At 65.1% G+C, this 24,176-nt stretch carries 24 protein-coding genes; 15 read left to right on the top strand and 9 right to left on the bottom strand.

Going from position 1 to position 24,176, the window contains the following annotated elements; all coding sequences use genetic code 11:
- Window positions 1–275 precede the first annotated feature (275 nt).
- The 5 genes from C2847_RS04565 (at window position 276) to C2847_RS04545 (ending at window position 6,471) form a co-directional block, all read left to right on the top strand.
- A complete protein-coding gene (locus C2847_RS04565; RefSeq protein WP_105317290.1) occupies window positions 276–1,823 on the top strand; it encodes a S8 family peptidase in 1,548 nt (515 codons plus the stop codon).
- A gap of 156 nt (window positions 1,824–1,979) precedes the next feature.
- Window positions 1,980–3,449, top strand: a complete 1,470-nt coding sequence (locus C2847_RS04560) for an ABC transporter ATP-binding protein (protein ID WP_105317289.1) — start codon at window positions 1,980–1,982, stop codon at window positions 3,447–3,449.
- Window positions 3,446–4,495, top strand: coding sequence for an ABC transporter permease (locus tag C2847_RS04555; protein ID WP_105317288.1), 1,050 nt, complete (start codon window positions 3,446–3,448; stop codon window positions 4,493–4,495). Before C2847_RS04560 ends, C2847_RS04555 begins: the two co-directional genes overlap by 4 nt.
- Window positions 4,495–5,328 (top strand): ABC transporter permease, encoded by an 834-nt coding sequence (locus C2847_RS04550; RefSeq protein WP_105317287.1) that lies wholly within the window; start codon window positions 4,495–4,497, stop codon window positions 5,326–5,328. The genes C2847_RS04555 and C2847_RS04550 overlap by 1 nt, the downstream gene beginning before the upstream one ends.
- Before the next feature lie 3 nt (window positions 5,329–5,331).
- Window positions 5,332–6,471, top strand: coding sequence for a BMP family ABC transporter substrate-binding protein (locus C2847_RS04545; RefSeq protein ID WP_105317286.1), 1,140 nt, complete (start codon window positions 5,332–5,334; stop codon window positions 6,469–6,471).
- A gap of 159 nt (window positions 6,472–6,630) precedes the next feature.
- On the opposite strand, the gene C2847_RS04540 is transcribed toward C2847_RS04545, so the two are convergent.
- From C2847_RS04540 to C2847_RS04530, 3 genes are all read right to left on the bottom strand, one after another.
- Window positions 6,631–7,929, bottom strand: a complete 1,299-nt coding sequence (locus C2847_RS04540) for an acetyl ornithine aminotransferase family protein (protein WP_105317285.1) — start codon at window positions 7,927–7,929, stop codon at window positions 6,631–6,633.
- A gap of 159 nt (window positions 7,930–8,088) precedes the next feature.
- Window positions 8,089–8,637: an NUDIX hydrolase gene (locus tag C2847_RS04535; RefSeq protein ID WP_105317284.1), complete on the bottom strand. Its 549-nt coding sequence runs from the start codon at window positions 8,635–8,637 to the stop codon at window positions 8,089–8,091.
- Window positions 8,634–9,020, bottom strand: a complete 387-nt coding sequence (locus C2847_RS04530; RefSeq protein ID WP_105317283.1) for a GatB/YqeY domain-containing protein — start codon at window positions 9,018–9,020, stop codon at window positions 8,634–8,636. The genes C2847_RS04535 and C2847_RS04530 overlap by 4 nt, the downstream gene beginning before the upstream one ends.
- Before the next feature lie 31 nt (window positions 9,021–9,051).
- Here C2847_RS04530 and purH point away from each other — a divergent pair, with 31 nt between their 5' ends.
- From purH to C2847_RS04515, 3 genes are read left to right on the top strand one after another with little or no spacing between them, the layout of a single operon-like run.
- Window positions 9,052–10,542: a bifunctional phosphoribosylaminoimidazolecarboxamide formyltransferase/IMP cyclohydrolase gene (gene purH, locus C2847_RS04525; RefSeq protein ID WP_164835636.1), complete on the top strand. Its 1,491-nt coding sequence runs from the start codon at window positions 9,052–9,054 to the stop codon at window positions 10,540–10,542.
- A gap of 16 nt (window positions 10,543–10,558) precedes the next feature.
- The gene (locus C2847_RS04520; protein WP_244187352.1) at window positions 10,559–10,807 is read left to right on the top strand and encodes a hypothetical protein; all 249 of its coding nucleotides are present in this window, start codon (window positions 10,559–10,561) and stop codon (window positions 10,805–10,807) included.
- Complete coding sequence (locus C2847_RS04515; protein ID WP_105317281.1) at window positions 10,798–10,962, top strand: type II toxin-antitoxin system PemK/MazF family toxin; 165 nt, start codon at window positions 10,798–10,800, stop codon at window positions 10,960–10,962. The genes C2847_RS04520 and C2847_RS04515 overlap by 10 nt, the downstream gene beginning before the upstream one ends.
- Before the next feature lie 45 nt (window positions 10,963–11,007).
- Here C2847_RS04515 and C2847_RS04510 read toward each other — a convergent pair whose 3' ends face one another.
- The 4 genes from C2847_RS04510 to C2847_RS04495 all read right to left on the bottom strand — a co-directional run bounded on the left by C2847_RS04510 (window position 11,008) and on the right by C2847_RS04495 (window position 14,253).
- A complete protein-coding gene (locus C2847_RS04510; RefSeq protein WP_105317280.1) occupies window positions 11,008–12,042 on the bottom strand; it encodes a fatty acid desaturase in 1,035 nt (344 codons plus the stop codon).
- An 80-nt stretch (window positions 12,043–12,122) separates the two neighbouring features.
- Window positions 12,123–12,581 carry a D-aminoacyl-tRNA deacylase gene (gene dtd / locus C2847_RS04505; RefSeq protein WP_105317279.1) on the bottom strand — a complete coding sequence of 153 codons (459 nt, stop codon included), beginning with the start codon at window positions 12,579–12,581 and terminating at the stop codon, window positions 12,123–12,125.
- A gap of 3 nt (window positions 12,582–12,584) precedes the next feature.
- Window positions 12,585–13,427, bottom strand: coding sequence for a DegV family protein (locus C2847_RS04500; protein WP_105317278.1), 843 nt, complete (start codon window positions 13,425–13,427; stop codon window positions 12,585–12,587).
- Entirely contained in the window at window positions 13,411–14,253 is an 843-nt protein-coding gene (locus tag C2847_RS04495; protein ID WP_105317277.1) for a DegV family protein, read from the bottom strand. Before C2847_RS04495 ends, C2847_RS04500 begins: the two co-directional genes overlap by 17 nt.
- A gap of 99 nt (window positions 14,254–14,352) precedes the next feature.
- On the opposite strand from C2847_RS04495, the gene serA reads away from it, so the two are divergent.
- Window positions 14,353–15,918, top strand: a complete 1,566-nt coding sequence (gene serA, locus C2847_RS04490) for a phosphoglycerate dehydrogenase (RefSeq protein WP_105317276.1) — start codon at window positions 14,353–14,355, stop codon at window positions 15,916–15,918.
- 160 nt (window positions 15,919–16,078) lie between these two features.
- Here the strand turns inward: serA and C2847_RS04485 are convergent, their stop codons facing one another.
- Together C2847_RS04485 and C2847_RS04480 are read right to left on the bottom strand one after the other, a co-directional pair.
- Window positions 16,079–16,510, bottom strand: a complete 432-nt coding sequence (locus tag C2847_RS04485) for a hypothetical protein (protein WP_105317275.1) — start codon at window positions 16,508–16,510, stop codon at window positions 16,079–16,081.
- A 9-nt stretch (window positions 16,511–16,519) separates the two neighbouring features.
- On the bottom strand, window positions 16,520–17,896 hold the full coding sequence (locus C2847_RS04480; protein WP_105317274.1) for a PucR family transcriptional regulator: 1,377 nt from the start codon (window positions 17,894–17,896) through the stop codon (window positions 16,520–16,522).
- A gap of 144 nt (window positions 17,897–18,040) precedes the next feature.
- On the opposite strand from C2847_RS04480, the gene hpaI reads away from it, so the two are divergent.
- The 6 genes from hpaI to hpaD are packed head-to-tail and all read left to right on the top strand — an operon-like array spanning window position 18,041 to window position 24,115.
- On the top strand, window positions 18,041–18,931 hold the full coding sequence (gene hpaI, locus C2847_RS04475) for a 2,4-dihydroxyhept-2-ene-1,7-dioic acid aldolase (RefSeq protein ID WP_105317273.1): 891 nt from the start codon (window positions 18,041–18,043) through the stop codon (window positions 18,929–18,931).
- Window positions 18,928–19,668, top strand: coding sequence for a fumarylacetoacetate hydrolase family protein (locus C2847_RS04470; protein WP_105317272.1), 741 nt, complete (start codon window positions 18,928–18,930; stop codon window positions 19,666–19,668). The genes hpaI and C2847_RS04470 overlap by 4 nt, the downstream gene beginning before the upstream one ends.
- A complete protein-coding gene (hpaE, locus tag C2847_RS04465) occupies window positions 19,665–21,215 on the top strand; it encodes a 5-carboxymethyl-2-hydroxymuconate semialdehyde dehydrogenase (RefSeq protein ID WP_105317271.1) in 1,551 nt (516 codons plus the stop codon). The genes C2847_RS04470 and hpaE overlap by 4 nt, the downstream gene beginning before the upstream one ends.
- 4 nt (window positions 21,216–21,219) lie before the next feature.
- Window positions 21,220–22,671 (top strand): 4-hydroxyphenylacetate 3-monooxygenase, oxygenase component, encoded by a 1,452-nt coding sequence (gene hpaB / locus C2847_RS04460; RefSeq protein ID WP_105317270.1) that lies wholly within the window; start codon window positions 21,220–21,222, stop codon window positions 22,669–22,671.
- Window positions 22,672–22,721: 50 nt separating this feature from the next.
- Window positions 22,722–23,171, top strand: a complete 450-nt coding sequence (gene hpaC / locus C2847_RS04455) for a 4-hydroxyphenylacetate 3-monooxygenase reductase subunit (protein WP_105317291.1) — start codon at window positions 22,722–22,724, stop codon at window positions 23,169–23,171.
- Window positions 23,159–24,115 (top strand): 3,4-dihydroxyphenylacetate 2,3-dioxygenase, encoded by a 957-nt coding sequence (gene hpaD, locus C2847_RS04450; RefSeq protein ID WP_105317269.1) that lies wholly within the window; start codon window positions 23,159–23,161, stop codon window positions 24,113–24,115. The genes hpaC and hpaD overlap by 13 nt, the downstream gene beginning before the upstream one ends.
- Window positions 24,116–24,176 lie beyond the last annotated feature (61 nt).

The raw sequence follows: 24,176 nt of genomic DNA, 5'->3' as shown, positions 1-24,176 counted from the left end.
GTTTATGCAGGGTATTCGGGAGGTGCAAGTTTTGAGGAGCAGAACCCTCCCGCCGGCGTGGCTGTGCCTGGGCATTGTGTGCGTCCGGGTCAGAGGGCCGGCACGGACCGTGTGGTAGCTTTAGGCTTCATGTAGCCTTATGAAAGCCCATTTATGCCCCCCGAAGAGGCACGCCCAAAAAGTGCAGCATTTGCTGCCGATGGGGGTGGCTTGACACGGGGGGCATCTGACGGTAAGTTATGAGCCGTTAACGAATCCTTTTTGGGAGGAAAGATATGAAGCATAAGGCTTGGCGAAGCGTTATCGTAGGTTTTTTGGCCCTGGTTTTGGGGGCTTGCCAAACAGGCTCCCTAGGGGGCGATATCCCAGGTAGCGTGGAGGCGGCAGAGGCTCCCCTCTATAACGCCGATGCGGCCAACGTGGTGCCCGATCAGTACATCGTGGTTTTCAAGAAGGGGAAGGCGAAAGCTCTGCTTCAGAGCTTGGAGGCGGGGACGGGTGGCCTTGAGCCGTTGGGCGTCTCCAGCGCTGAGGTTAAGGTGCAGGCGGTCTATACGGAAGCCTTGGAGGGCTTCGCTGCCGTCTTGAGTGAGCGGGCCCTCGAGGCCTTGCGCAAAGATCCCCGGGTGGAGTTCATTGAAGCCGACACCTACGTTCATGTATCGGCCACCCAGACGGGGGCCACTTGGGGTTTGGACCGCATCGACCAGCGCAATCTGCCCTTGGATGGGGCCTACACGTACACCTATACCGGTAGCGGGGTCAATGTCTATGTCATAGACACCGGTATCCGCACCACGCACCAAGACTTTGGTGGTCGGGCCTCGGTGGCTTACGATGCCCTGGGAGGTAACGGCCAGGATTGCAACGGGCACGGCACCCATGTGGCTGGCACCATCGGGGGTTCCGTATACGGGGTGGCCAAAGGAGTGCGGCTCTACGCGGTTCGGGTGTTGGATTGTAACGGTTCGGGCACGACCTCTGGAGTTATCGCCGGGGTGGACTGGGTCCGTCAATACCATGTGAAGCCCGCCGTGGCCAACATGAGCCTGGGTGGGGCAGCTTCTAGCGCCTTGGACACCGCGGTCAAGAATGCCATCAATGCAGGGGTAGTTTTCGCTGTGGCTGCTGGCAACGAGAACCAGGATGCTTGTCTATCCTCTCCCGCTCGGGTTCCTGAGGCGATCACCGTGGGGGCCACGACCAGTACCGATGCCCGAGCGAGCTTCTCTAACTACGGAAGCTGCCTAGACCTCTTCGCGCCCGGTCAGAACATCACGTCCACCTGGCATACCTCCGACACCGCCACCAACACCATCAGCGGGACTTCTATGGCTACTCCTCATGTGGCGGGAGTGGCGGCGCTGTACCTCCAGCAGTACCCCAGCGCTACCCCGGCCCAGGTGGCTTCGGCTATTGTGAATGGAGCTACGACTGGCAAGGTAACCGGAGCGGGGACGGGTTCCCCCAACCGTCTCCTCTACAGCCTGGTAAGCGGTGGAGGCTCCACCTCACCGTGCACGGGATGTGAGCAGTACTCGGGAAGCCTCAGCCAAGGGGCTTCGGCTTACCAGCCCAACGGCACCTACTACTACAGCAGTGTCTCGGGCACGCACGAGGGTTACCTGCAGGGGCCTGCGGGGAGCGACTTTGATCTCTACTTGCAGAAGTGGAACGGTTCTTCTTGGACCACGGTGGCCAGTGCCACCAGCACTTCCTCCTCGGAAAGCATCAAGTACAGCGGTACGGCGGGGTACTACCGCTGGCGGATCTATGCGTACAGCGGATCTGGTACCTACACCTTCTGGATGAAGCGGCCTTAGAAGGTTGTCATGACTGGGCCGGGGTCTACCCCCGGCCTTTTCCTCTGAGGCAGGTTTGCTCCTTTTGCGGAGGGACAGGAGCGCCTAAGGGCAAGCACCGCCCTAACCCCTCTTTAGGGCGTGGTATCCTCAAGGCCGGCCCTTGCGGCCTGGTCCATGCTGAAACTGGAGAACATCACCAAGCGCTTCGGTCCCGTGGTGGCTAACCACCGGGTGAGCCTCGAGGTGGCCCGGGGAGAGGTCCTGGCCCTTCTGGGGGAAAACGGGGCGGGGAAGACCACCTTGGTGAGCATCCTCTACGGCCTTTATGCCCCGGATGAGGGGCGGATTCTCCTGGAGGGTAAAGAGGTACGTATCCCGTCCCCTAAGGCCGCCCAGCGGCTGGGCATCGCCTTGGTGCCCCAGCATCCGGAGCTCATCGAAGCCCACACTGTGGCCGAGAACCTGGCTCTGGGCCTGGACCTGCCCCTGGCTTTTTCCCGCCGGGCTCTGGTGCGGCGGCTTGCGGCGCTTTTGGAGGGGCATCCTTTGGGCGTGGACCTCGAGGCGCCCGTGGCCCGTCTTTCCGCAGGGGAGAAGCAAAGGGTGGAGCTCCTTCGCGCCCTCCTTAACCGCCCCCGGGTGCTCGTTCTGGACGAGCCCACCAGCGTCCTTACCCCCAAGGAGGTGGAGGGGCTCTTCCAGGAGATCCGGCGCCTCAAGGCCTTGGGCCTGGCGGTGATCTTCATCAGCCACAAGCTGGAGGAGGTCCTGGCCATCGCCGACCGGATTGCCGTGCTTAGGGCCGGGGAGAAGGTGGGGGAGGTTTGGTGCCAGGAGGCGGACAAGGACCTCCTGGTGCGCCTCATGGTGGGCCGGAGCCTGGCCCCGCCCCCCAAGGTGCCCCCGCCCCGGAAGGAAGTGGTCCTCGAGGTGGAGGACCTTCTGGTGCCCCGGCACGGTTTCCCTGTCCAGGGGGTTTCCTTCGCCTTGCGGGCAGGGGAGGTGCTGGGGATTGCGGGGGTGGCGGGAAGCGGGCAGGCGGAGCTCGTGCAGGCCCTGGCAGGTCTCAGGCCCCACCAGGGCCGGGTGCGGTTCCTTGGCAAGCCCTGGCCCCGGGACCCCATGAGCCTCTTCCGCCAAGGGGTGGCCCATATTCCCGAGGAGCGGAGCATGGGGGTGGTGGGGGGCATGAGCGTGGCCGAAAACCTGGCCCTTAGAACCTACCCTCGCTTTGTTCGCAGGGGCTTGCTGGATTACCGGGCCATGGAAATGGAGGCGGGGGGCTTGATCCAGCGCTACGGCATCCGCACCCCCTCCCCCCGCACCCCGGTGCGGTTCCTCTCGGGGGGAAACGTGCAGAAGGTGATCCTGGCCCGGGAGCTCCAGGGGGGGGCTCGCCTTCTCTTGGCCATGCATCCCACCTACGGGCTGGATGTGGGGGCCACCGAAGAGGTTCACGGGCGTATCCTGGAGCTTGTGCAAGGTGGTGCGGCTGTGCTTTTGGTCAGCGAGGACCTGGACGAGATCCTGGCCCTCTCTCATAGGGTGGCGGCCCTGTACCACGGGCGCTTCGTGGGGCCCGTTCCCCGGGAGGAGGCGGACCGGGAGCGGCTGGGGCGGATGATGACGGAGGGGCGGGTATGAGGTGGGAGCTGGATCCTAGCCCAAGCCTCTGGAAGGTGTTCTTGGCCTATAGCCTGTTCGTGGCCCTGGCCCTGTTGCTTTTAGGCCTTCTTTTCCTCCTCTATGGGGTATCCCCGCTAAAGGCCTACGGGCTTCTTCTCTCCCCCCTGGGGGATTCCTTGGGCCTGGCCGAGGTGGGGCGGCGCACCATCCCCCTCCTCCTCATCGGGGCAGGCTTAGCCCTGGCCTTTAGGGTAGGGTTTTTCAACATCGGGGCGGAGGGGCAGCTCCTCATGGGGGCGGTGGGAGGGGCCTATGTGGCCCTTTTCCTGCCTCCCGGACCCTGGACCCTGCCCCTCATGTTCCTTTTGGGGGGTGGTCTGGGGGCGGTTTGGAGTGGGCTTGCCGCCTGGCTTCGGGTGCGCTTTGGGGCCAACGAGATCCTAACCACCCTCATGCAGAACTACCTGGTCTACTACCTGGTGGTCTACCTGGTGGCGGGACCCTGGAAGGGGCAGATGGTCTTCGGTTTCCTCTACACGGACCGGTTTCCCCCGGAGGCCCAGCTTCCCCGCCTGGGGGATACCCTGGTGCACTGGCCCACCCTGCTTCTTGGGATCGCGGCGGCCTTGGGGCTTCAACTCCTGCTCTTCCGCACCCCCTTGGGTTTTGAATGGCGCATCCTGGGGGAAAACCCGCAGGCTGCCCGGTACCTGGGCCTTAAGGGGGGCAGGCTGATCCTCTTGGCGGCGCTTCTTTCCGGTTTCCTTGCGGGCCTGGCAGGGGTGGGGGAGGTGGCGGGCATCCACCTGAGGCTTTTGGAGCCCGCCCAGATCTCCCTGGGGTACGGCTTCACCGCCATCCTGGTGGCCTGGCTGGCCCGGGGGAGACCCCTTTGGGTGCTCTTTACCGCCCCTCTTCTTGGCCTCATCCTGGCCGGGGGGGATGCCTTGAAGCTCGCCCTTTCCATGCCCTTTCGGGTGGTGGACGTGGTGGCGGGGCTTTTGCTCCTCAGCCTCATCGGGGCCGAGGCCTTGAGCCAACGTCGCTTGATCTGGAGGCGCTGATGGAAGAGGCTCTTTTGCGCGCGGTACTTTTCGGGACCCCCATACTCCTTGCTTCCTTGGGGGCCCTTCTTTCCGAGCGGGGCGGGGTGGTGAACCTGGGGGTGGAGGGCATGATGGCGCTATCCGCCCTGGCTGCCTTTGCCGCGGCCCTCGAGGCGGGGCCGGTTTGGGGGGTTCTTTGCGGGGTTGGGGTGGGCTCCTTGCTGGGCCTTTTCCTGGGCGTCTTCGCCGTGTTTCTCCGGGCCAACCAGTTCGTGGCGGGGCTCGCCTTGGCCGCCTTGGGCCTTGGGGCCTCGGGGCTTTTGGGGAAGCGGTACGAGGGAACCCCCTTGCCCGACCCTCTGCCGGAAGGGGTGTTGGCCGGGCTGGCTTTGATCCTGGCCCTGGGCCTCCACCTCCTCCTTTCCCGCACCCGCTATGGCCTTTACCTGAGGAGCGTGGGGGAAAACCCCAAGGCGGCGGACCTCTTCGGGGTGAGCGTGGATGGGGTGCGGTACCTGGCCTTGGCCCTGGGGGGAGGGATGATCGGCTTGGCTGGGGCCTACCTTTCCCTGGCCTACCGCCCCTCCTGGACGGACGGCATGACCTCGGGGCTGGGCTGGGTGGCCATCGCCCTGGTCATCCTGGCGGGCTGGCAGCCCCTGAGGGCCGTGCTGGGGGCCTACTTTTTTGGCCTCCTGTTCTTCCTGCAGTTCCGTTTGCAGGGCAGTGTACCCATACCGTCGGAGGCCTTTGCCGCCATGCCCTACCTTTTGGTTATCCTGGTCCTGGCCCTCTCGGGCCGCGCCCGGGCCCCCAGGGCCCTGGGCCAGCCCTTTGACCGGGGGAGGTGAAGGATGAGGAGGATTCTGGGTTTGCTGGTGTTGGCGTTGGGGTTGGCGTGGGCCCAAGGGGATAAGCTCAAGGCCTGCTTTATCTATGTGGGGCCCATTGGGGATGCGGGCTGGACCTACGCCCACGATCAAGGGCGGAAGAAGGCGGAGGCCGCCCTTCCCTGGCTGGAGACCCGGTACGTGGAAAGCGTGCCCGAGGCCCAGGCCCTTCCGGTCATCGACCGGTTCGTGAGGGAAGGGTGCCAGGTGATCTTCGCCACCAGCTTCGGGTACATGGAGGCGGTCCTCGAGGGGGGGAAGAAGTACCCGAACGTCATCTTTGCCCACGCCACCGGGATCAAGCGGGCTCCCAACGTAGCCACCTACATGGCGGACTTCTACCAGGTCTACTACCTGAACGGCCTGGCCGCCGGGGCCCTTTCCAAGACGGGCAAGGTGGGGTACGTGGCTGCCTTCCCCATCCCCGAGGTGAAGCGCCACATCAACGCCTTCACCCTGGGGGTCAGGGCGGTGAACCCCAAGGCCCAGGTGCTGGTGCGTTGGATCAACGCTTGGTACGACCCGGCCAAGGCCCGGGAGGCCACGGAAGCCCTTCTGGCCCAAGGCGCGGACGTCTTCGCCTTCACCGAGGACACCCCCACGGTGATCCAGACGGCGGCCAAGAAGGGAGCCTACTCCTTCGGCCACTACACCCCTATGCTGAAGTTCGCTCCCGACCACGTGGTCTCCGGCCAGATCGTCCACTGGGAGGTGATCTACATTGACTTCCTCAAGAAGGTGAAGGAGGGGGTCTACACCGCCAAGAACCTGGAGAATGTGGATTACTTCTGGCTCCTGCAGCACAAGGCGGTGGAGATGGGGGCGGACTACGGGGTGCCCATAAACCCCAAGCACGTGCCCTTGTTGCAGAAGGCGGAGATGACGGTGGGCGGGAAGAAGGTGAGCGTCTACGACCGCATCATGGCCCTTCTGAAAGATATGCAGAGCCCCAAGCCTACCTTTGACCCCTTCACGGGTCCCATCCAGGACCGGAAGGGGGTGGTGCGGATCCCGGCGGGGAAAAAGGCCACCCTCCAGGAGCTCCTCACCATGGAGTGGGCGGCGCCGGGGGTGGTGGGGGACTGGCCCGGAGAACCCAAATAGAACCCGAGGATTTGGGGCCAGGGAGGTCCTCCCTGGCCCAGTTTTCATCCCCTCCTGGCTTTTAAGCGAACCGCTTCGCCGGGTATAGTGCCCTATAGCCCTTCCAGCATGGTCCCGGAGAAGGGTCTTCTGAGCCCCTTACCCTGGGGCAGGAGGGCGCTAGAGCGCTTGGAAGACCTCCTCGAGGATCTCCAAACCCATGGCCGCCTCCTCCTCCGTGAGGATGAGGGGCGGGGCGATGCGGAGGGCGGAAGGCCCGGCGGGGAGCAAAAGAAGCCCTTTCTTAAAGGCCAGCTCCACCGCCTTGTCCCTGAGGTCGGGCCGCTCCTCCTTGGGGGTGCCGAAGTCCAGGCCGATCATGAGCCCCCTCCCCCGCACATCCCCCAGGAAGGGGAAGCGGCCCTGCATGGCCTTAAGCTCCCTGAGGAGGTAGGCCCCCACCCGCCTGGCGTTTTCCATGAGGCCCGCCTCCAGGAGGTCCAAGGTGGCGTGGGCCGCGGCGGCGGCCACCGCCTGGCCGCCAAAGGTGGTGCCGTGGGCCCCGGGGCGCCAGCTGGAGAGTTCCTCCCGGAAAAGGAGGGCGCTTAAAGGGTAACCGGAGGCCAGGCCCTTGGCCAGGACGTAGACCTCCGCCTTGACCCCCTCGTGCTCGAGGGCGAAGAAGAGCCCGGTGCGGCCAGCGCCCGACTGCACCTCATCCGCTACCAGGAGGATGCCGTGCCGTTCCAGAAGAGCCTTGAGCTTAGGGACGAAGCCGGGTGGAGGTACCAGGTACCCCCCCTCTCCCTGAATGGGCTCCAGGAAGAAGGCGGCCACCTCCTCCGGGGCCACCACGGTGCGGAAGAGGTGCTCCAGGTGCTCCAAAACGGCGTCCCCTACCTCTTCCGGCCGGGCCCCCAGGGGCGGGCGGAAGGGGTTGGGGAAGGGCAGGTGCACCACCCCGGGAAGCAGGGGGGAGAAGCCCTTGCGGTAGGCGCTTTTGCTGGCGGTGAGGGAGAGGGCGCCCAGGCTCCTGCCGTGGAAGGCCCCGGTGAAGGCCAGGAGGTAGGGCCTTCCCGTGTGGTGGCGCACCAGCTTGATGGCGGCTTCGATCCCCTCGGTGCCGGAGTTGCCGAAGAACACCCGGTAGCCTCCGCCGAGCCTCCCCACCAGCCTTTCCGCCAGGGAAAGGGTGGGCTCGTGGGTGAAGTCGGAAAAGCACACGTGGGCAAAGCGCTCCGCCTGGGCCCGCACCGCCTCCAGCACCCTGGGGTGGGCATAGCCGGTGGTGTTGACCGCTATCCCCGCCATGAAGTCCAGGAAGAGGTTTCCGTCCACGTCCTCCAGGAACACTCCCTGCCCGCGGGCAGGGACGAAGGGATAAGGCCGGATGTAGGAAGAGGACAGGACCGCCTGACCTCTTTCCAGGAGGGCCTTGGCCTTGGGACCGGGAAGCGGAGTGTGAATGCTGGGCTTCATACGGGGCTAGTCTACCAAGCCCCTGGCCCCTTTCCCAGGCGCATTTTATGCATTAGAGCACGGCTTTTTATACCCTTTTTGTTTCGTTTTCTAAGCCCCAACGAGATGACGCCTGTGGGAGGTCCTTTCCGGAGCCCTGGCGCAAGCCAGGGGGTGGTGTTACAGGAGGCCCTCGGCTTCCAGGTGGGGACGGGCGTAGAAGAGGGTGAGGGCGGTGGAGGCGTCCTGAATCTCCCCGGCCTCCAGGAGGCGGTAGACCTGCGGAAGGGGGAGTTCCACAGTTTCCAGGAGCTCCCCGTCCTCGAGGGCCGGCCTGGCCACCACCTCCGCCTCCAGGGCCAAAAAGGGATGGAAGACCACGGCGGTGAAGGAGGGCTGGGGATGGAAGGGGGGAAGGGGGAGAAACCGCTTGGCCTCGGCCCCCACCTCTTCCATAAGCTCCCGCTGGGCGGCCTCCAAGGGATTCTCCCCTGGGTCCACCTTGCCTGCCGGGATCTCCAGGAGGAACTTGCCCGTGGGGTGACGGTACTGGCGGACGAGGAGGGCGGTGGCCCTTGGGGTCACGGGCAGGACGAAGCTGGCGGCCACAGGCCCCGGGCGGTAGATGTAGGTGAGCTCCTTCCCGGTGTGGGTCCGCACCCTTTCCCTTACCAGCCTCACGGGCTCGGTAAGGACTTCCTCGATGTCGATCCGTTCCCAGGGATTCATTGGGTTAAGCGCTCGATCACCCGGCGCACCTTTTCCCCGGGGGCCCTAGGCCCCAAGGCCTTGGTCACCGCCCCGATGGCGGCCAGGGGGGTTTTGAACTGGGAAAGGTCGATGTTCTCCCGGATCCAGGCCTCGAGCTCCTCCTCGCTCATCTCCTTGGGCAGGAAGCGGTCCAAGAACTCCACCTCAAAGGTATTGCCTTGCTCCAGGGCGATCTCGCGGAGGGCCCTTAGCACCTTCACCGCCTCGGCGTCCGGCAGGGGCTTGCCATCCCCTTTGCGGTCCAGCTCCGCCTTCACCACCCGGGCGAAGTCCAGGGTCTTCTGGTCCCGGGCCTTCATGGCCTCCTTGATGGTTTCCTTGATGGCCTCGTAGATGCTCATCCCCCTTAGTGTAGCCGGTAAAATGCCCTCCATGTGGGCGCTCCTTTCCGTTTCCGATAAGAGGGGGCTCGTGCCCTTTGCCGAGGGGCTTTTAGGCCTTGGCTTCCAGCTCTTGGCCACCGGGGGGACCTACAGGACCCTGGCGGAGGCAGGCCTTCCCGTGACCTATATCTCCGATTTTACGGGTTTCCCCGAGGTCCTCGAGGGCAGGGTCAAGACCCTCCATCCCAAGGTGCATGCGGGACTTCTCGCCCGGCCCGACCAGGAGGGGGAGCTTAAGGCCTTGGGCTTTGAGCGGATTAGCCTCTTAGCGGTGAACCTCTACCCCTTCCGGGAAACGGTGGCCAGGGGAGCGGGCTTTGCCGAGGCCCTGGAGCAGATCGACATTGGGGGGCCCGCCATGCTGCGGGCGGCGGCCAAAAACCATATGGCCGTCCTTCCCGTGTGCGATCCCGAGGACTACCCCCGGGTCCTCGAGGCCTTGAAGGAGGGCCCCACCCCGGAGTTCCGGAAGGAGCTTGCCCGCAAGGCCTTCGCCCACACCGCAGGCTACGACGCCGCCATCGCCGAGTGGCTGGCTGGGGAAAAGTTCCCTCCGGAGAAGTTCCTGGTTTTAAAGCGGGAGAGCCCTTTGCGCTACGGGGAAAACCCCCACCAGGAGGCGGCGCTATACCGCCTGGAAGGGGAGCAGGGGCCCCTCTTGGAGGCGGAGGTCTTACAGGGCAAGGCCATGAGCTTCAACAACTACCTGGACGCGGAAGCGGCCTGGAACCTGGTCTCCGAGTTTGCCGAGCCCGCATGTGTCGCCATCAAGCACCAGAACCCGTGCGGTGTAGCCCTTGGGGAAAGTCCCTTGGAAGCCTACCGAAAGGCCTACGAGGCGGACCCGGTTTCCATCTTCGGGGGCATCGTGGCCTTCAACCGACCCGTGGACGGGCCCACGGCGGAGGCCATGAGGGAGGTGTTTTTGGAGGTGGTCCTGGCCCCGGGCTTCACCCAGGAGGCCTTGGCGGCCTTTTCCCGCAAGAAAAACCTGCGCCTTCTTAAGGTTCCCCTTCCCGCCCAAGGTCCTTACCTGGACTTTCGCCGGATACGGGGCGGGGTCCTCCTCCAGGATGCCGACACCCTAGACCCCATGGAGCCCAAGGTGGTGACCAAGGAGGCCCCCAGCGAAAAGGAGTGGCAGGATCTCCTCTTCGCCTGGAGGGTGGTGAAGCACGTGCGCTCCAACGCCATCGTGGTGGCCAAGGAAGGCCAGACCCTGGGCATCGGGGTGGGGCAGACCAACCGCTACGCCTCCGCCAAGCACGCCCTGAAGACCGCCAAGGAGAGGGCCAGGGGGGCGGTCTTGGCCTCGGATGCCTTCTTCCCCTTTGACGACGTGGTGCGCCTGGCGGCGGAGTTCGGCATCCGGGCCATCATCCAGCCTGGGGGAAGCGTGCGGGACGAGGATTCCATCCGGGCGGCGGACGAGCTGGGCCTGGCCATGGTCTTCACCGGGGTGCGGCACTTTAAGCACTAGACGCACATGGGGTAAGATGTTCCGTGTGAAAGCCCATGTGCGCTACACCATAAACCTGGATCCTATCCTGGCGCAGTACGTGGAGGAGATGCGCACCCGCCTGGGCCTTACGAGAAGCGAGGTGTTCGCCTTGGCCCTGAAGCGTTTGAGAGAGGTGGAGCTTGCCCAGGGGTACCGCGCCCTAGCCAAGGATGCTGATTTTCTCCAGGATCCCCTCCTGGACTCCGGCTTGGAGGAAACCCTGGAAGAGACCTCGTGGGGCTGAGAAGGGGCGACATCCTCCTGGTGGACTTTGACCCGGGAAGCCCCGGGGAGGTTGCCAAGGTGAGGCCCGCCATTCTGGTAACCAACGATGTGGCCAATGCTTACTCCCTAGAGGCTTTGGACCTTCGGATTCGGGAGCATTTGGGCCTTGAGTAGCCCCAAAAGGAGCCCTGCAGGGCTCCTTTAAACCTTAGGGAACGCTTAGTAGGCCTTCTTGCCTTGGGTTTCCCGCAGGCGCTGGTGAGCCTCCTTAAAGCCTACCAGCTTCCGGCTTTCCTCATCGTAGAGGTGCATGTCGGCGAAGGCGATTTTGAAGGCATCCTTGAGGGTAACCGTGGGGGCCACCTTGACCAGGTCCACCTCCTCCTGCACCTTGGGCAGGAGGTAGTTGGGGATCTTGGGGGCTAGGTGGTGAATGTGGTGGAAGCCGATGTTCCCGGTAAGCCACTGGAGCACCTTGGGGAGCTTCAGGTAGGTGCTTCCCTCCATCGCCGCCTTCAGGTACTCCCAGCGGGGGTCGTGCTCCCAGTAGACGTCCTCAAACTGGTGTTGCACGTAGAAGAGGAAGATGCCCATCATGCCCGCCAGGTACTGGATGGGCAGGTAGACGAAGAGGAGGGTCTTGACCCCAAAAAAGGCCACGATCCCCGCCAGCAAGAGGGCCAGGAAGAGGTTGGTTAAGGCCACGGAGTTGCGCACCGAGGGCTTGTCCGAGCCGTAGCCCAGAGGAAGCCGGTAGGAGAGCATGAAAACGTAGATGGGTCCCAGGAAAAACATGATAAAGGGATTGCGGTAAAGGCGGTACTTGAGCCTGTCCCAGGGACTGGCCTTCAGGTACTCCTCGAGGGTCATGGTGTGGATATCCCCCACCCCCCGCTTGTCCAGGTTGCCGCTGGTGGCGTGGTGCCGGGCGTGGGAAAGCTGCCAGTGGTGGTAGGGGACCAGGGTCAGAACCCCGGTGAAAAAGCCCAGGAGGTCGTTGGCCCACTTTTTGGGAAAGAAGGAGCCGTGGCCGGCGTCGTGCTGGAGGATGAAGAGGCGCACCAGGAAGAGGGCGGCCGCCAGGTCCAAGAGGAGGGTCAGGGCCAGGGAGACGGAGAGGGCCTTGTGGGCTAGGAAGAAGAGGAGAAGGAGGGGCAAGAGGGTGTCGGCCACCTGGCGGAGGCTGCGGAAAACGTTGGGCTTGGCGTAGGGCTTGATGAGGGGGATCCAGTCTTTGGGTTCTACTCTCTGCATAGGCACTCCTCGCTGCGGGAGTACCCTAGGCTAACAGACGCCGCATGAGGGGCGTGAGAGGGCCCAAGGCCCTAAGGTCTTCAGCGGGGCTTAAGGCGTTCCTCCGAGTCCAGGATTAGGGTCACCGGGCCATCGTTTACCAGGTGCACCCGCATGTGGGCTCCGTAAACCCCGGTTTCCACGTGCACCCCTTGTTCCAGGAAGGCTTCTATGGCGGCCTCGTAGAGCCTCTTCCCCATGTCGGGGGGTGCGGCCTTGACGAAGGAGGGACGGTTTCCCTTGCGGGTGTCGGCGTAGAGGGTGAACTGGCTCACGAGGAGCACCTCCCCGCCCACCTCCTTGAGGGACAGGTTCATCTTCCCGGCCTCGTCGGGGAAGATACGCAGGGCCACGATCTTCCGCGCCAAATAAAGAGCGTCCTCCACCGTGTCCCCCTGCCCCACCCCCAGGAGGACCAGAAGCCCCAGGCCGATCCTCCCTACCTCCTCGCCCTCCACCTCCACGAAGGCCTCGGAAACCCGTTGCACCACCGCCCGCATCCCTCACCTCCTGGGACCGGCGAAGAGGGCTACGGTGCCGGGGCCGGCGTGGACGCTCACCGCCGCCCCTGCCCGCAAGGTGCCCAAGACCTCCACGCCTTCCATCCTAAGGGCCTCGCCCAAGGTTCTGGCGCCCTCGGGGTTGCCCGCATGGGCCAGGTAGGTGAGCCCCCCTTCGGGAAAGTCCCGGTGGAAAAGCTCAGCCACCTTGCGAAGCCCTTCCTTGAAGCCCCGCACCCGGGGACCGGGGAGGACCTGCCCACCCTTCACCTCGAGGACCGGCAGGATGCGAAGAAGCCCACCCACAAACCGCTGCAGGCCGGAGATTCGTCCCGAGCGGCGCAGGTAGGTAAGGGTCTCGGGGAGGACATAGCCCCGCACCCGTTCCCGGTAAGGAGCCACGGCCTTCTCCAGCTGGTCCCAGGCCACCCCCCTTCCGAGAAGCCGCCGGGCCTCCTCCAGCACCAGGAGAAGGCCTCCATTGAGGGACCAGGAATCCAGCACCTGGACCCTTTTCCCGAACTCCTGGGCTACCGCCATGGCGGTGGCCACGGTTCCGGAGAGGTGGCCGGACACGTGGACGGAAAGCACCCGCTCGTGGGTTTGCAGGAGGGCTTCGTAGGTGGAGCGCAGGTCCGCGGGGGCCACCTGGCTGGTGGAAAGCCGCTTCCCTTGTTGAAGGAGGTCCAGGACCTCCTCGTCGCTGATGTCCAGCTGGTCGCGGAGGGTTCTATTTCCCCAGATCACCTGCTGGGGCACCACGTGAATACCCTGTTTTAAGGCCTCTTCGGGGCTCAGGCCTAAGGTGGAGTCGGCCACGAAGGCCACGCTAGAGGCTGTAGGCATAAAACCCATAGGTGCCGGGGCCGGTGTGGCTGGCGATCACCGCTCCCAGCTCGCTCACCAGGGCTTCCTCCACGGGAAGGCCCGAGGCCAAAACCATCTCCTTAAGCTCCCTTACGGCGTTTTCCTCAGCGCTATAAAGGAAGAAGGCCCGGATGTGCTCCCGTCCCCTGGCCCATGCCTGGAAGTCCTTGAGGATCTCCTCCCTGGCTTTCCTTTCCCCCCGGGCCCGGCCCGCCGCCTCCACCCGGCCTTCCTTAAGGGTGAGGATGGGCTTGATGCCCAGGAGGGTGCCCAAAAGGGCCTGGGCCCCCCCGATGCGCCCTCCTCGCTTCAAAAACTCCAGGGTAGCCACGCTGAAGCGCACGAAGTGGTCCTTGCGGATGCGCTCCAGCTCTGAGAGCACTTCCTCCAGGGTTCGGCCCTGGGAAAGAAGCTCGTGGGCCCGAAGCACCATCATGCCGATGCCCAAGGAAGCCGCTTGGCTGTCGAAAACGGTGATGCGCTCGGGGAAATTTTGCGCTGCCAGGAGGGCGGACTGCACCGTCCCTGAGAGCTTGGCCGAGATGTGGATGGAAAGCACGTGGTCGACCTCCTGCAGGGCCTCCTGGTAGGCTTGCTGGAAATCCTCAGGGGAAGGCTGGCTGGTGGTGGGGAAGGCGGCCCCTTCCCGAACTTTCTGGAAGATCTCCTCGGGGGTGATCTCCTCCCAGTCCCTGTAGATGCGCCCCCCCAGGTTCACGTAAAGGGGCACCACCCGCACGCCCAGGCGTTCCCTTAGGGGCTTGGGTAGGTCGGAGGTGGAGTCGGTGATCAAGGCAACCTTCATATATCCTCCCTGTGTTCCCGGACAAGATACCACAGGTCCCTGGTGTAGTGTAGAGGACTTGTTGCTCTACGAGGGGCTTTCTGCTAGGGTCAAGGGTATATGTGGCGGGTCTTGGTGTCCGACGAGATGCGGCTTGGGGATGTGAAGTACCCCGGGGTGCTTTTGGACTACCGGCCGGGGATCGGGCGGGAAGAGCTTTTGGAGATCATCCCCGCCTACGATGCCCTCATCACCCGAAGCCGGACCCAGGTGGATGCCGAGCTACTGAAGCGGGGCAAGCGGCTCAAGGTGGTGGGACGGGGCGGGGTAGGGGTGGACAACGTGGACCTCGAGGCGGCCAGCCGCCTGGGCATCCTGGTGGTGAACGTTCCCGAGGCTAACACCCGCTCGGCGGCGGAGCTGGCCTTTGGCCTCCTTCTGGCAGCCGCCCGGGGCATCGCCCTTTCCGACCGCAAGATCCGCGCCGGGGAGTGGGACCGGAAGTTCTTGGGCCTGGAGCTTAAGGGCAAGACCCTGGGCATCGTGGGCTTGGGGCGGATTGGAGGCCAGGTGGCCCGCTTCGCCAAGGGGTTTGAGATGCGGGTCCTGGCCTACGACCCCTACATCCCCCGGACCCGGGCGGAGAGCCTGGGGGTGGAGCTCCTGGAGGACCTTTCCGACATGCTTCGGCAAAGCCATTTCCTCACCACCCACGCGCCCCTCACCGAGGAAACCCGGGGGATGATCGGGCGGAGGGAACTCTACCTCCTCCCCCGAGGGGCGGTGGTGGTGAACGCCGCCAGAGGGGGCATCGTGGACGAGAAGGCCCTGTTGGAGGTGTTGGAGGAGGGCCACCTGTTCGCTGCTGGCCTAGACGTGTTTGCCCAGGAGCCTCCCCCCAAGGACCACCCGCTTCTTAACCACCCGAAGGTGGTCCTCACCGCCCACCTGGGGGCCAACACCTTTGAGGCCCAGGACCGGGTGGGGGAGGCGGTTTTGGAGCGGGTGGTGCACACCTTGGAGGGGGACCTTTCCTACGCCCTGAACACCGGCTTTGACCCCGAGGCCCTCGAGGCCCTGAGGGGTTTCCTGCCCCTGGGGGAGGCGTTGGGGAAGCTTCTTGCCCAGATCACCCGGGGCCGGCCCGAGGTGCTGGAGGTAAGCTTCCTGGGCCGGTTTGAAAAGGACCCTGAGCCCGTGGCCAGTGCCGTAGCCAAGGGCTTCCTCTCCCGGGTGCTGGGGGAGGAGATGGTGAACCTGGTTTCCGCCCGGCCCCTCCTGAAGGACCGGGGCATCCGGCTTGTCACCCGCAGGCAGGAGGAGGCGGGGGAGTACACCAGGCTTCTGGAGGTGCGCCTTGCCACCGACCAGGAGGAGCGCCGGGCCCGGGGGGTGGTGATGGCGGGTAAACCCCGCTTGGTGGGGATTGACGACTATGCCCTCGAGGTCCTACCCGAAGGGTACATGCTGGTCTGCGTGAACTACGACCGCCCTGGGGTGGTGGGCCAGGTGGGAACCCTCTTGGGCGAGGCGGGGGTGAACATCGCCGGGATGCAGCTGGGCCGGGATGTGCCGGGGGGAAGGGCCCTTTTTGTTCTCACTGTGGACGAGAAGCCAAGCCAGGAGGTCCTGGAGGCCCTGAGGGCCTTGCCGGTGCTGGAAAGGGTGGATCTGGCGGAGCTTTAGGTCTGGGATGGGGAGCCTGCTGGGGGTGAGTTTGGGGGAGAAAGTGAGCACGTGCGAGTGTAATCGTGAATATAGGCACAAAATGCTGCTTTCCCGCCGCAAGGTGTTGCCCTCTCTCCGGCGCTTAGGAAAGCCCGGGCCCGGCGCCGAGTCTACGGGTTCAGCGCTTTTTGCCGAACCCGTAAACCAGTTCTTCCCCCTTGCGCACCACCAGGAGGATGGCGGACCGGCCCAGGCTGTCCTTGAGGAGGTAAAGGCTTCGCACCTCCCCGTCTATGGTTTTCTCCTCCTGCCTCTCCACAAAGTAGCCCGCGGCAGCAAAGCTGGTGAGCACCTGCTGGACGAAAGCGGCGTGGAGCCTGCTGGCGATGCCTTTGGCCACGAAGGCCTCGAGGGCGTACCCCTTGGCCTCGGGAAAGCGCTGGAGGAGGGGGTCGGGGCTCCTGGCCTTGTAGCTTCCCGCCGGCAGGCGCACCGCTGGGTCCAGGCTGGAGGCTAAGGCCACCACGGCGGTGGCCTCCAGGAGGGTCTGGGCAAAGCCCACGCCGCCCAAAAGCAGGAGGACCAGGAGAACTACCCTGGGCTTTGGCATATAAGGATCTTACCCCATCAGGAGGTCTCGGGCCTTGAGGGCCAGGTGGACCTGGGCCAGGACCTCGGGACGGGACAGGGGACCCAGGGCGGCTTCGATCCGCTTGAGGCGGTAGCGCAGGGTGTTGGGGTGGATGTGGAGGGAAGAGGCCGCCTCCTCCACATTGCCCGTGGCCATGTACACCTCGAGGGTCTTCAGGAGCTTTGGGGGCAGGGGTAGGTAGCGTTCCACCAGGGCCTTCAGGTCCTCGGGAGACTGCTGGAGAAGCACAAAGGCCACGGGGTCCAGGCCGCTGAAGGAAAGGGCTTCCCCCGCCCGGGCCGCCTTGAGGGCGATGAGGGCTTCGCGGTAGGCATTTTGCACCTCCTCGCCAGCAGCGTGCACCGCGGAATACCCCAGGCGGCTCCCCGGGGGCAGGGCAGAAAGGAGGCTTTGCGCCTCCTTCTTAGGGTTGTGCACCTGCCACATGGCGGCCAGGCGGTTGCCCCGGGTGGTAAGAAGGTAGGGCACGCCCAGCCGGTCCAGGAAGGTGCCGGCCCGGCGCCTCAGTTCCAGGGTGGCCTCCCGCCTCCTTTCCTCCGCCAGGCGGTGGCGGCCCGGTACTGCCTTGGGTTCCACCAGGGCTAGGACCCACTCCACCCCCTCGGTGAAGCCGAAGGCGAAAAGCCGGTCGGGTTCCGCTTCCCCCAGGATGAGGCCCTCCAGGAGCGCCCCGCCCAGGGATTCCTCCCGCATCCTTTCCAGGGAGCGTTCCAGGGCCCGCACCCGAAGAAGCCGGGCGGCCACCTCCAGAAGGCCTTGGGCTTGCCGCAAGCTCTCTTCCTCCCCATAGGCCACCAGAACACCCTCCCCTGCTTCCAGGGAAAGCCATCCCCGGCCTTCCCCGGGCTCCTTGGGGTGCTGGGGAGGTATGGGGCCGGCAAATCCCAGCACTTCTCCCCAGGGGGCTACCCAGGCCAGGGCCAGGCCTGTGGCCTGGTAGAGGACTTCCAGGAAGGGCCTTTCCGGAAGCCGCAACAGGAGGTCCAAAAGCCCGGCCATCCCCAGACCCGAGCCCAGGTGGAAGAGGCGCAGGGCCACCGCCTTGGCCAGTTCCTCCCGCTTCAGCCAAGGAGGGTAGACCGCTACCCCCAGGCCCTCCTTCCGGGCATACCCCAGGAGTTCCGGGTCCGGGGCCGGAAGGAGGAAGCCGGAGGCGGTGCGGTAGCGCCAGAGGTTTCCCTCGGGGCGGGTGAGGAGAAGGGCCCCCTCCAGGGGCAGGAGGGGTTTGGCCTCTTCCAGGAGGTAGAGGACCGGCCTATGGGAAGGGACCAGGACCTCGAGGCCCAGGTCCTGGGCCAGATGGAGGAAGGTAATGGAGTTTGGGCTAAATTCTGGCGTGGGCATTGTTGTTCTGCACAATATACCGCACTCGCCCAGGGTACAAGAGGGTTTGTTTTGTGTTAAAAACCAAATATCGGCACAATCTTGTGCTCCCTACAGTTGCCCTTCTGGGCCGGGAGGGCCATCCTAAGGGGCGAAAGGAGCAGCATGTTCCGCGGGTCCATCCCACCCCTACCTACCCCCTTTTGCCGAGGGCGCATCGACGAGGAGGCCTTAAGGAGGCTCGTGGAGCGGGCCGTCCAGGGGGGTTCCCACGGGATCAGCGTGGGGGGCACCACGGGCGAGCCCGGCACCCAGACCCTGGAGGAGCGGAAGCGGGTGATCGAGATCGCCCTGGAGCAGGCGGCGGGCCGGGTTCCCGTCATCCCCGGCACCGGGGCCCTCAGGCTGGAGGAAACCCTCGAGCTCACCCGCTTCGCCCAGGAAGCAGGGGCCCAGGGGGCCATGGTCATCGTCCCCTATTACGTTAAACCCAACCAGGAAGGGCTTTACCGCTACTTCGCCGAGGTGGCCAAGGCGGTGCCCGACTTTCCCATCCTCATCTACAACATCCCGGGCCGGGCAGGGGTGGAGATCGCCCCCAGGACCGTGGCCCGCCTCAGGCGGGACTTTCCCAACATCGTGGGGCTCAAGCACTCCTCCAAGGACCTGGAGTACCTCTCCCAGCTCTTCCAGGAGGTGGGCCAGGACTTCCTGGTGTTCTGCGGCTTGGAAAGCCTCACCCTGCCCATGATGAGCCTGGGGGCGGTGGGGACCATCGCCGCCACCGCCAACTGGCTGCCCAAAGAGGTGGCGAGGCTCACGGAGCTGGCCTTGGCGGGGGACTACGCCGGGGCGAGGGAGCTTCACTACCACCTCCTCGAGGCCAACGAGGCCATCTTCTGGGACACGAACCCCATTCCCCTAAAGACGGTGCTCTCCTGGATGGGCCTTTTGGAGAAGGAGTGGCGCCTCCCCTTGGGTCCCACCACCCCCGAGGTGGAGGAGAGGCTGAGGGCCATGGCCCGGCGCTACCGCCTGATCGGGGAGGAGGCATGAAGCTCTGCCGTTTCCTGGCTAAGGGAAGGCTCCATCACGGGGTTTATAGGGAGGGCGTCCTCCTGGACGAAGCCGGGGAGGCCCATGATCCCGAGGGGGTCACCTGGCTCCTTCCCTTCACCCCCGGCAAGGTGATCGGGGTGGCCCTGAACTACGCGGACCATGCGGAGGAGCTGGGCCTTTCCCGTCCCGAGGAGCCCGCGCTCTTTTGGAAGCCGAACAATAGCCTCCTTCCCCACAAGGGCGTGGTGCGTTACCCAAAAGGGGCGGAGTACATGCATTACGAGGTGGAGCTGGCGGTGGTGGTGGGCCGGCCCATGCGCCGGGTGAAGGCCAAGGAGGCCTTGGACTACGTCCTGGGGTACACCATCGCCAACGACCTGGTGGTGCGGGACCACGTGACGAACACCTTCCGCCCCCCCATCCGGGCCAAGGGACGGGATACCTTTGGCCCCCTTGGGCCCTTTCTGGTGGTGGGGGAGGTGGAGGATCCCCAGACCCTTACCCTAAGGGCCTATGTGAACGGGGAGCTTCGTCAGGAAGGGCACACCTCGAGGATGCTCTACAGCGTGGCGGAGCTTTTGGAATACATATCCGAGTTCATGACCCTGGAGCCCTACGACGTCATTCTCACCGGGACGCCCAAGGGCATAAGCCGGGTGCTTCCCGGGGATGTGATGCGGCTGGAGATCGAAGGGCTTGGGGCTTTGGAAAACCCCATAGAGGAGGAGGCATGAGGTACCAGGACCAGGTGGCCGGGATTCCCTGGGAAAGGATCGAGGCCATTCGCAAGGCCCTAAAGGGGTGGACGGCCCTCCACTTCATTGGCGGGGCCTTCGTCCCCTCGGAGGACGGGGAGGTCTTTCCCACCTTGGATCCTTCCACCAACGAGGTGCTCTCCTATGCGGCCCGGGGTGGGGAAAGGGAAGTGGACCGGGCCGCCAAGGCGGCCCACGAGGCCTTCCAGCGGTGGAGCCGCACCCCGGCCCGGGAGAGGAGGCGTTACCTCCTCAAAATCGCCGAGCTTCTGGAGAGGCACGCGGACGAGCTCGCCGTGGTGGAGGCCCTGGACGCCGGGCAGGTCTTGCGCATCGTCAAGGCCCAGGTGGCCCGCTCCGCGGAGAACTTCGCCTTCTATGCCGAGTACGCCGAGCACGCCATGGAGGACCGCACCTTCCCCGTGGACCGGGACTGGCTTTACTACAGCCTGAGGGTCCCGGCTGGGCCGGTGGGCATCATCACGCCTTGGAACGCTCCCCTGATGCTTTCCACCTGGCGCATCGCCCCGGCACTGGCCTTCGGGGACACGGTGGTCTTGAAGCCCGCGGAGTGGAGCCCCTTAACCGCCAGCAAGCTGGCGGAGATCGTGCAGGAGGCGGACCTTCCCCCTGGGGTCTTCAACCTGGTCCAGGGCTACGGCGAGGAGGCGGGGGCCGCCCTGGTGGCCCATCCCCTCGTTCCCCTCATCACCCTCACCGGGGAGACGGAGACCGGAAAGGTGGTCATGCAAAACGCCGCCCGCCACCTCAAGCGGCTTTCCCTGGAGCTTGGCGGGAAAAGCCCGGCCCTGGTCTTTGCCGACGCCGATCTGGAAAGGGCTTTGGACGCGGTGGTCTTCCAGATCTACTCCTTCAACGGGGAGCGGTGCACAGCGAGCTCCCGCCTCCTGGTGGAGGAGTCCATCTTTGAAACCTTTGTGGAGAGGGTGGCGGAACGGGCGCGGGCCATCCGGGTGGGCCATCCCCTGGACCCCGAGACCGAGGTGGGCCCCCTCATCCGCCCCGAGCACCTGGAGAGGGTTTTGGGGTATGTGGAGGCGGGCCTTAAGGAGGGGGCAAGGCTTCTCGTGGGCGGAAGGAGGGCCACCACCTCCTTCCGCGGGGAGGATCTTTCCCAGGGGAACTACCTGGAGCCCACCCTCTTCGTGGGGGAAAACCAGATGCGCATCGCCCAGGAGGAGATCTTCGGCCCCGTTTTGGTGGCCATCCCCTTTAAGGACGAGGAGGAGGCCCTCAGGCTCGCCAACGACACCAAGTACGGCCTCGCCGCCTACGTCTTCACCAAGGACCTGGAGCGGGCCCATCGCCTGGCCCTGGAGCTAGAGGCGGGCCTCGTCTACCTCAACAGCCACAACGTGCGCCACCTGCCCACCCCCTTTGGCGGGGTGAAGGCCAGCGGGGAGCGGCGGGAGGGTGGCCTTTATGCTCTTGAGTTCTACACCGACCTCAAGGCCGTGGGGCTTCCCCTAAGGCCCCCCCACGTGCCCAGGTTCGGAAAGGGGTGAGAGGATGGCGAGAACAGGAGCGGAGTATCTGGAGGCTTTGAAGGAGCGGCCCCCCAACCTCTGGTACAAGGGGGAAAAGGTGGAGGACCCCACCACCCATCCCGTCTTCCGGGGGATCGTGCGCACCATGGCGGCCCTCTATGACCTGCAGCACGACCCCCGGTACCGGGAGGCCCTCACCTACGAGGAGGGGGGGAAGCGGCACGGGATGAGCTTCCTCATCCCCAAGACCAAGGAGGACCTGAGGCGGCGGGGCCAGGCCTACAAGCTCTGGGCCGACCAGAACCTGGGGATGATGGGCCGCAGCCCCGACTACTTGAACGCCGTGGTCATGGCCTATGCCGCCAGCGCCGAGTACTTCGGGGAGTTTGCCGACAACGTGCGGGACTACTACCGCTACCTCCGCGACCAGGACCTGGCCACCACCCACGCCCTCACTAACCCCCAGGTGAACCGGGCCAAGCCCCCCAGCGCCCAGCCCGACCCCTACATCCCCGTGGGGGTGGTGCGTCAGACGGAAAAGGGCATCGTGGTGCGGGGAGCCCGGATGACCGCCACCTTTCCCCTGGCGGACGAGGTCCTCATCTTCCCTTCCACCCTGCTTAAGGAGGGGCCGGGCAACGAGAAGTACGCCATTGCCTTCGCCCTGCCCACCTCCACCCCGGGCCTTCACTTCGTCTGCCGCGAGGCCTTGGTGGGAGGGGATAGCCCCTTCGACTACCCCCTAAGTAGCCGTCTCGAGGAGATGGACTGCCTGGTGGTCTTTGACGATGTGTTGGTCCCTTGGGAGCGGGTCTTCATCCTGGGGAACGTGGAGCTCTGCAACAACGCCTACGCGGCCACGGGGGCCCTCCACCACATGGCCCACCAGGTGGTGGCCTTGAAGACCGCCAAGACCGAGGCCTTTTTGGGGGTGGCGGCCCTCATGGCCGAGGGGATCGGGGCCGATGCCTACAGCCACGTGCAGGAGAAGATCGCCGAGATCATCGTCTACCTGGAGGCCATGCGGGCCTTCTGGACCCGGGCGGAGGAGGAGGCCAAGGAGAATGCCTTTGGCCTTCTGGTACCCGACCGGGGGGCCTTGGACGGGGCGAGGAACCTGTACCCCAGGCTCTATCCCCGGCTTAGGGAGATCCTGGAGCAGATCGGGGCCAGCGGTCTGATCACCCTGCCCTCGGAGCGGGACTTCAAGGGACCCCTGGCCCCCTTGCTGGAGAAGTATCTGCAGGGGGCTACCCTCGAGGCCAAGGAGCGGGTGGCCCTCTTCCGCCTGGCCTGGGACATGACCCTCTCGGGCTTTGGGGCGAGGCAGGAGCTTTACGAGCGCTTCTTCTTCGGGGATCCGGTGCGCATGTACCAGACCCTCTTTAGCGTCTACGATAAAGAGCCCTACAAGGAGCGGATCCGCGCCTACCTGAAGAGGGCGCTTTCCGTGTTTGCGGAGGTGGAGGCGTGACGGGTGCCTTTCCCGAGGGGCCTGCGGGTTTGCCCAAGCCGGACGAGGCCTTGAGGGAGGCCTTTAAGGAGGCCCTAAGCCGGTTCGCCGCCGGGGTGACCGTGGTGTCCGCCCGGCTGGGGGCGGAGGAGAGGGGCATGACTGCCACCGCCTTCATGTCCTTGAGCCTCGAGCCTCCCCTGGTGGCCCTGGGCATCCACGAGAAGGCGAGGCTTTTGCCCCTTCTGGAGGCTTCCCAGGCCTTCACCGTTAGCGTTCTGAGGGAGGGGCAGGAGGCGGTTTCCCAGCACTTTGCCGGCAAACCCCAGGAAGGGGTGGGGTTGGTGGACGGCAGGGTGCCCGGGGCCTTGGCGGTGCTTCGCTGCCGCCTGGAGGCGGCCTACCCCGGGGGGGACCACCGGCTGGTGGTGGGCCGGGTGGAGGCGGTGGAGCTGGGAGAGCCGGGCCTTCCCTTGGTGTACTTCGGCCGAGGTTACAGGGGGTTGGTATGGCCATCGTGAGGGTTGGGTTCATAGAGCTTTGGGTGAGGGACCTGGAGAAAAGCCTGGAGTTCTACGAGGGGCTTTTGGGCTTCCGCCTGGAGCGCAAGGAGGGGAAAAGCGCCTACCTCCGGGGCTACGAGGAGCTGGAGTGGAGCCTGAAGCTCACCGAGGCGGAACTTTCCGCGGTGCGGAGCCTGGGCTTCAAGGTGGACGAGAAGGGAATGGAACAGGCCCAGGCCTGGGCGGAACAGGAAGGGCTTCCCCACCGGTTGGAAACGGACTGGGGTAGGCCCAGGATGCTCCGCGTGCAGGACCCCTTCGGCTATCCCCTGGTCTTCTACGCGGGGGCCGAGAAGCTTCCCCGCATCCTGCAGGAGTACCACCTCTACCGGGGTCCTGGAATCCTCCGCATCGACCACCTGAACCTCTTCTCCCCCGAGGTGGAGAGGGCCACCCGCTACTACCAGGAGTACATGGGCTTCCGCCTTACCGAGTACACGGAGGACGATGAAGGGAGGCTTTGGGCTAGCTGGCTCCACCGCAAGGGGAACGTCCACGACGTGGCCTTCACCAACGGGGAAGGCCCCAGGCTCCACCACTTCGCCTACTGGCTCCCCGACCCCATGGCCATCCTGAAGGCGGCGGACATCCTGGCAGGAGCCCGCAGGACGGACCAGATCGAACGGGGGCCCGGGCGGCACGGGATCTCCAACGCCGTGTTCCTCTACCTCAAGGACCCGGATGGGCACCGCATCGAGCTTTACACCTCCGATTACCTCACCGTGGACCCCGACCTGCCCCCGGTGCGCTGGAGCCTGAACGACCCTAGGCGGCAGACCCTTTGGGGGCACAGGACTCCAAAGAGCTGGTTCCTGGAGGGAAGCGTCCTTGTGGACCTCGAGGGGGAGCCCTTGCCCACGCGGCCCTCGCCCCTTGTCGGCATCCCCGAGCACGTGACCTAGCTTGACGGGACAGAAGTCCCTGGTTAAACTGGAAGACAAACGATCGTTAGTTAGACCCAAT

Source organism: Thermus tenuipuniceus (assembly GCF_002964845.1).
Taxonomy (GTDB): Bacteria; Deinococcota; Deinococci; order Deinococcales; family Thermaceae; genus Thermus; species Thermus tenuipuniceus.
The sequence above is the reverse complement of the archived record's forward strand: the minus strand, read 5'-3'. Positions and strand labels throughout refer to the sequence as shown.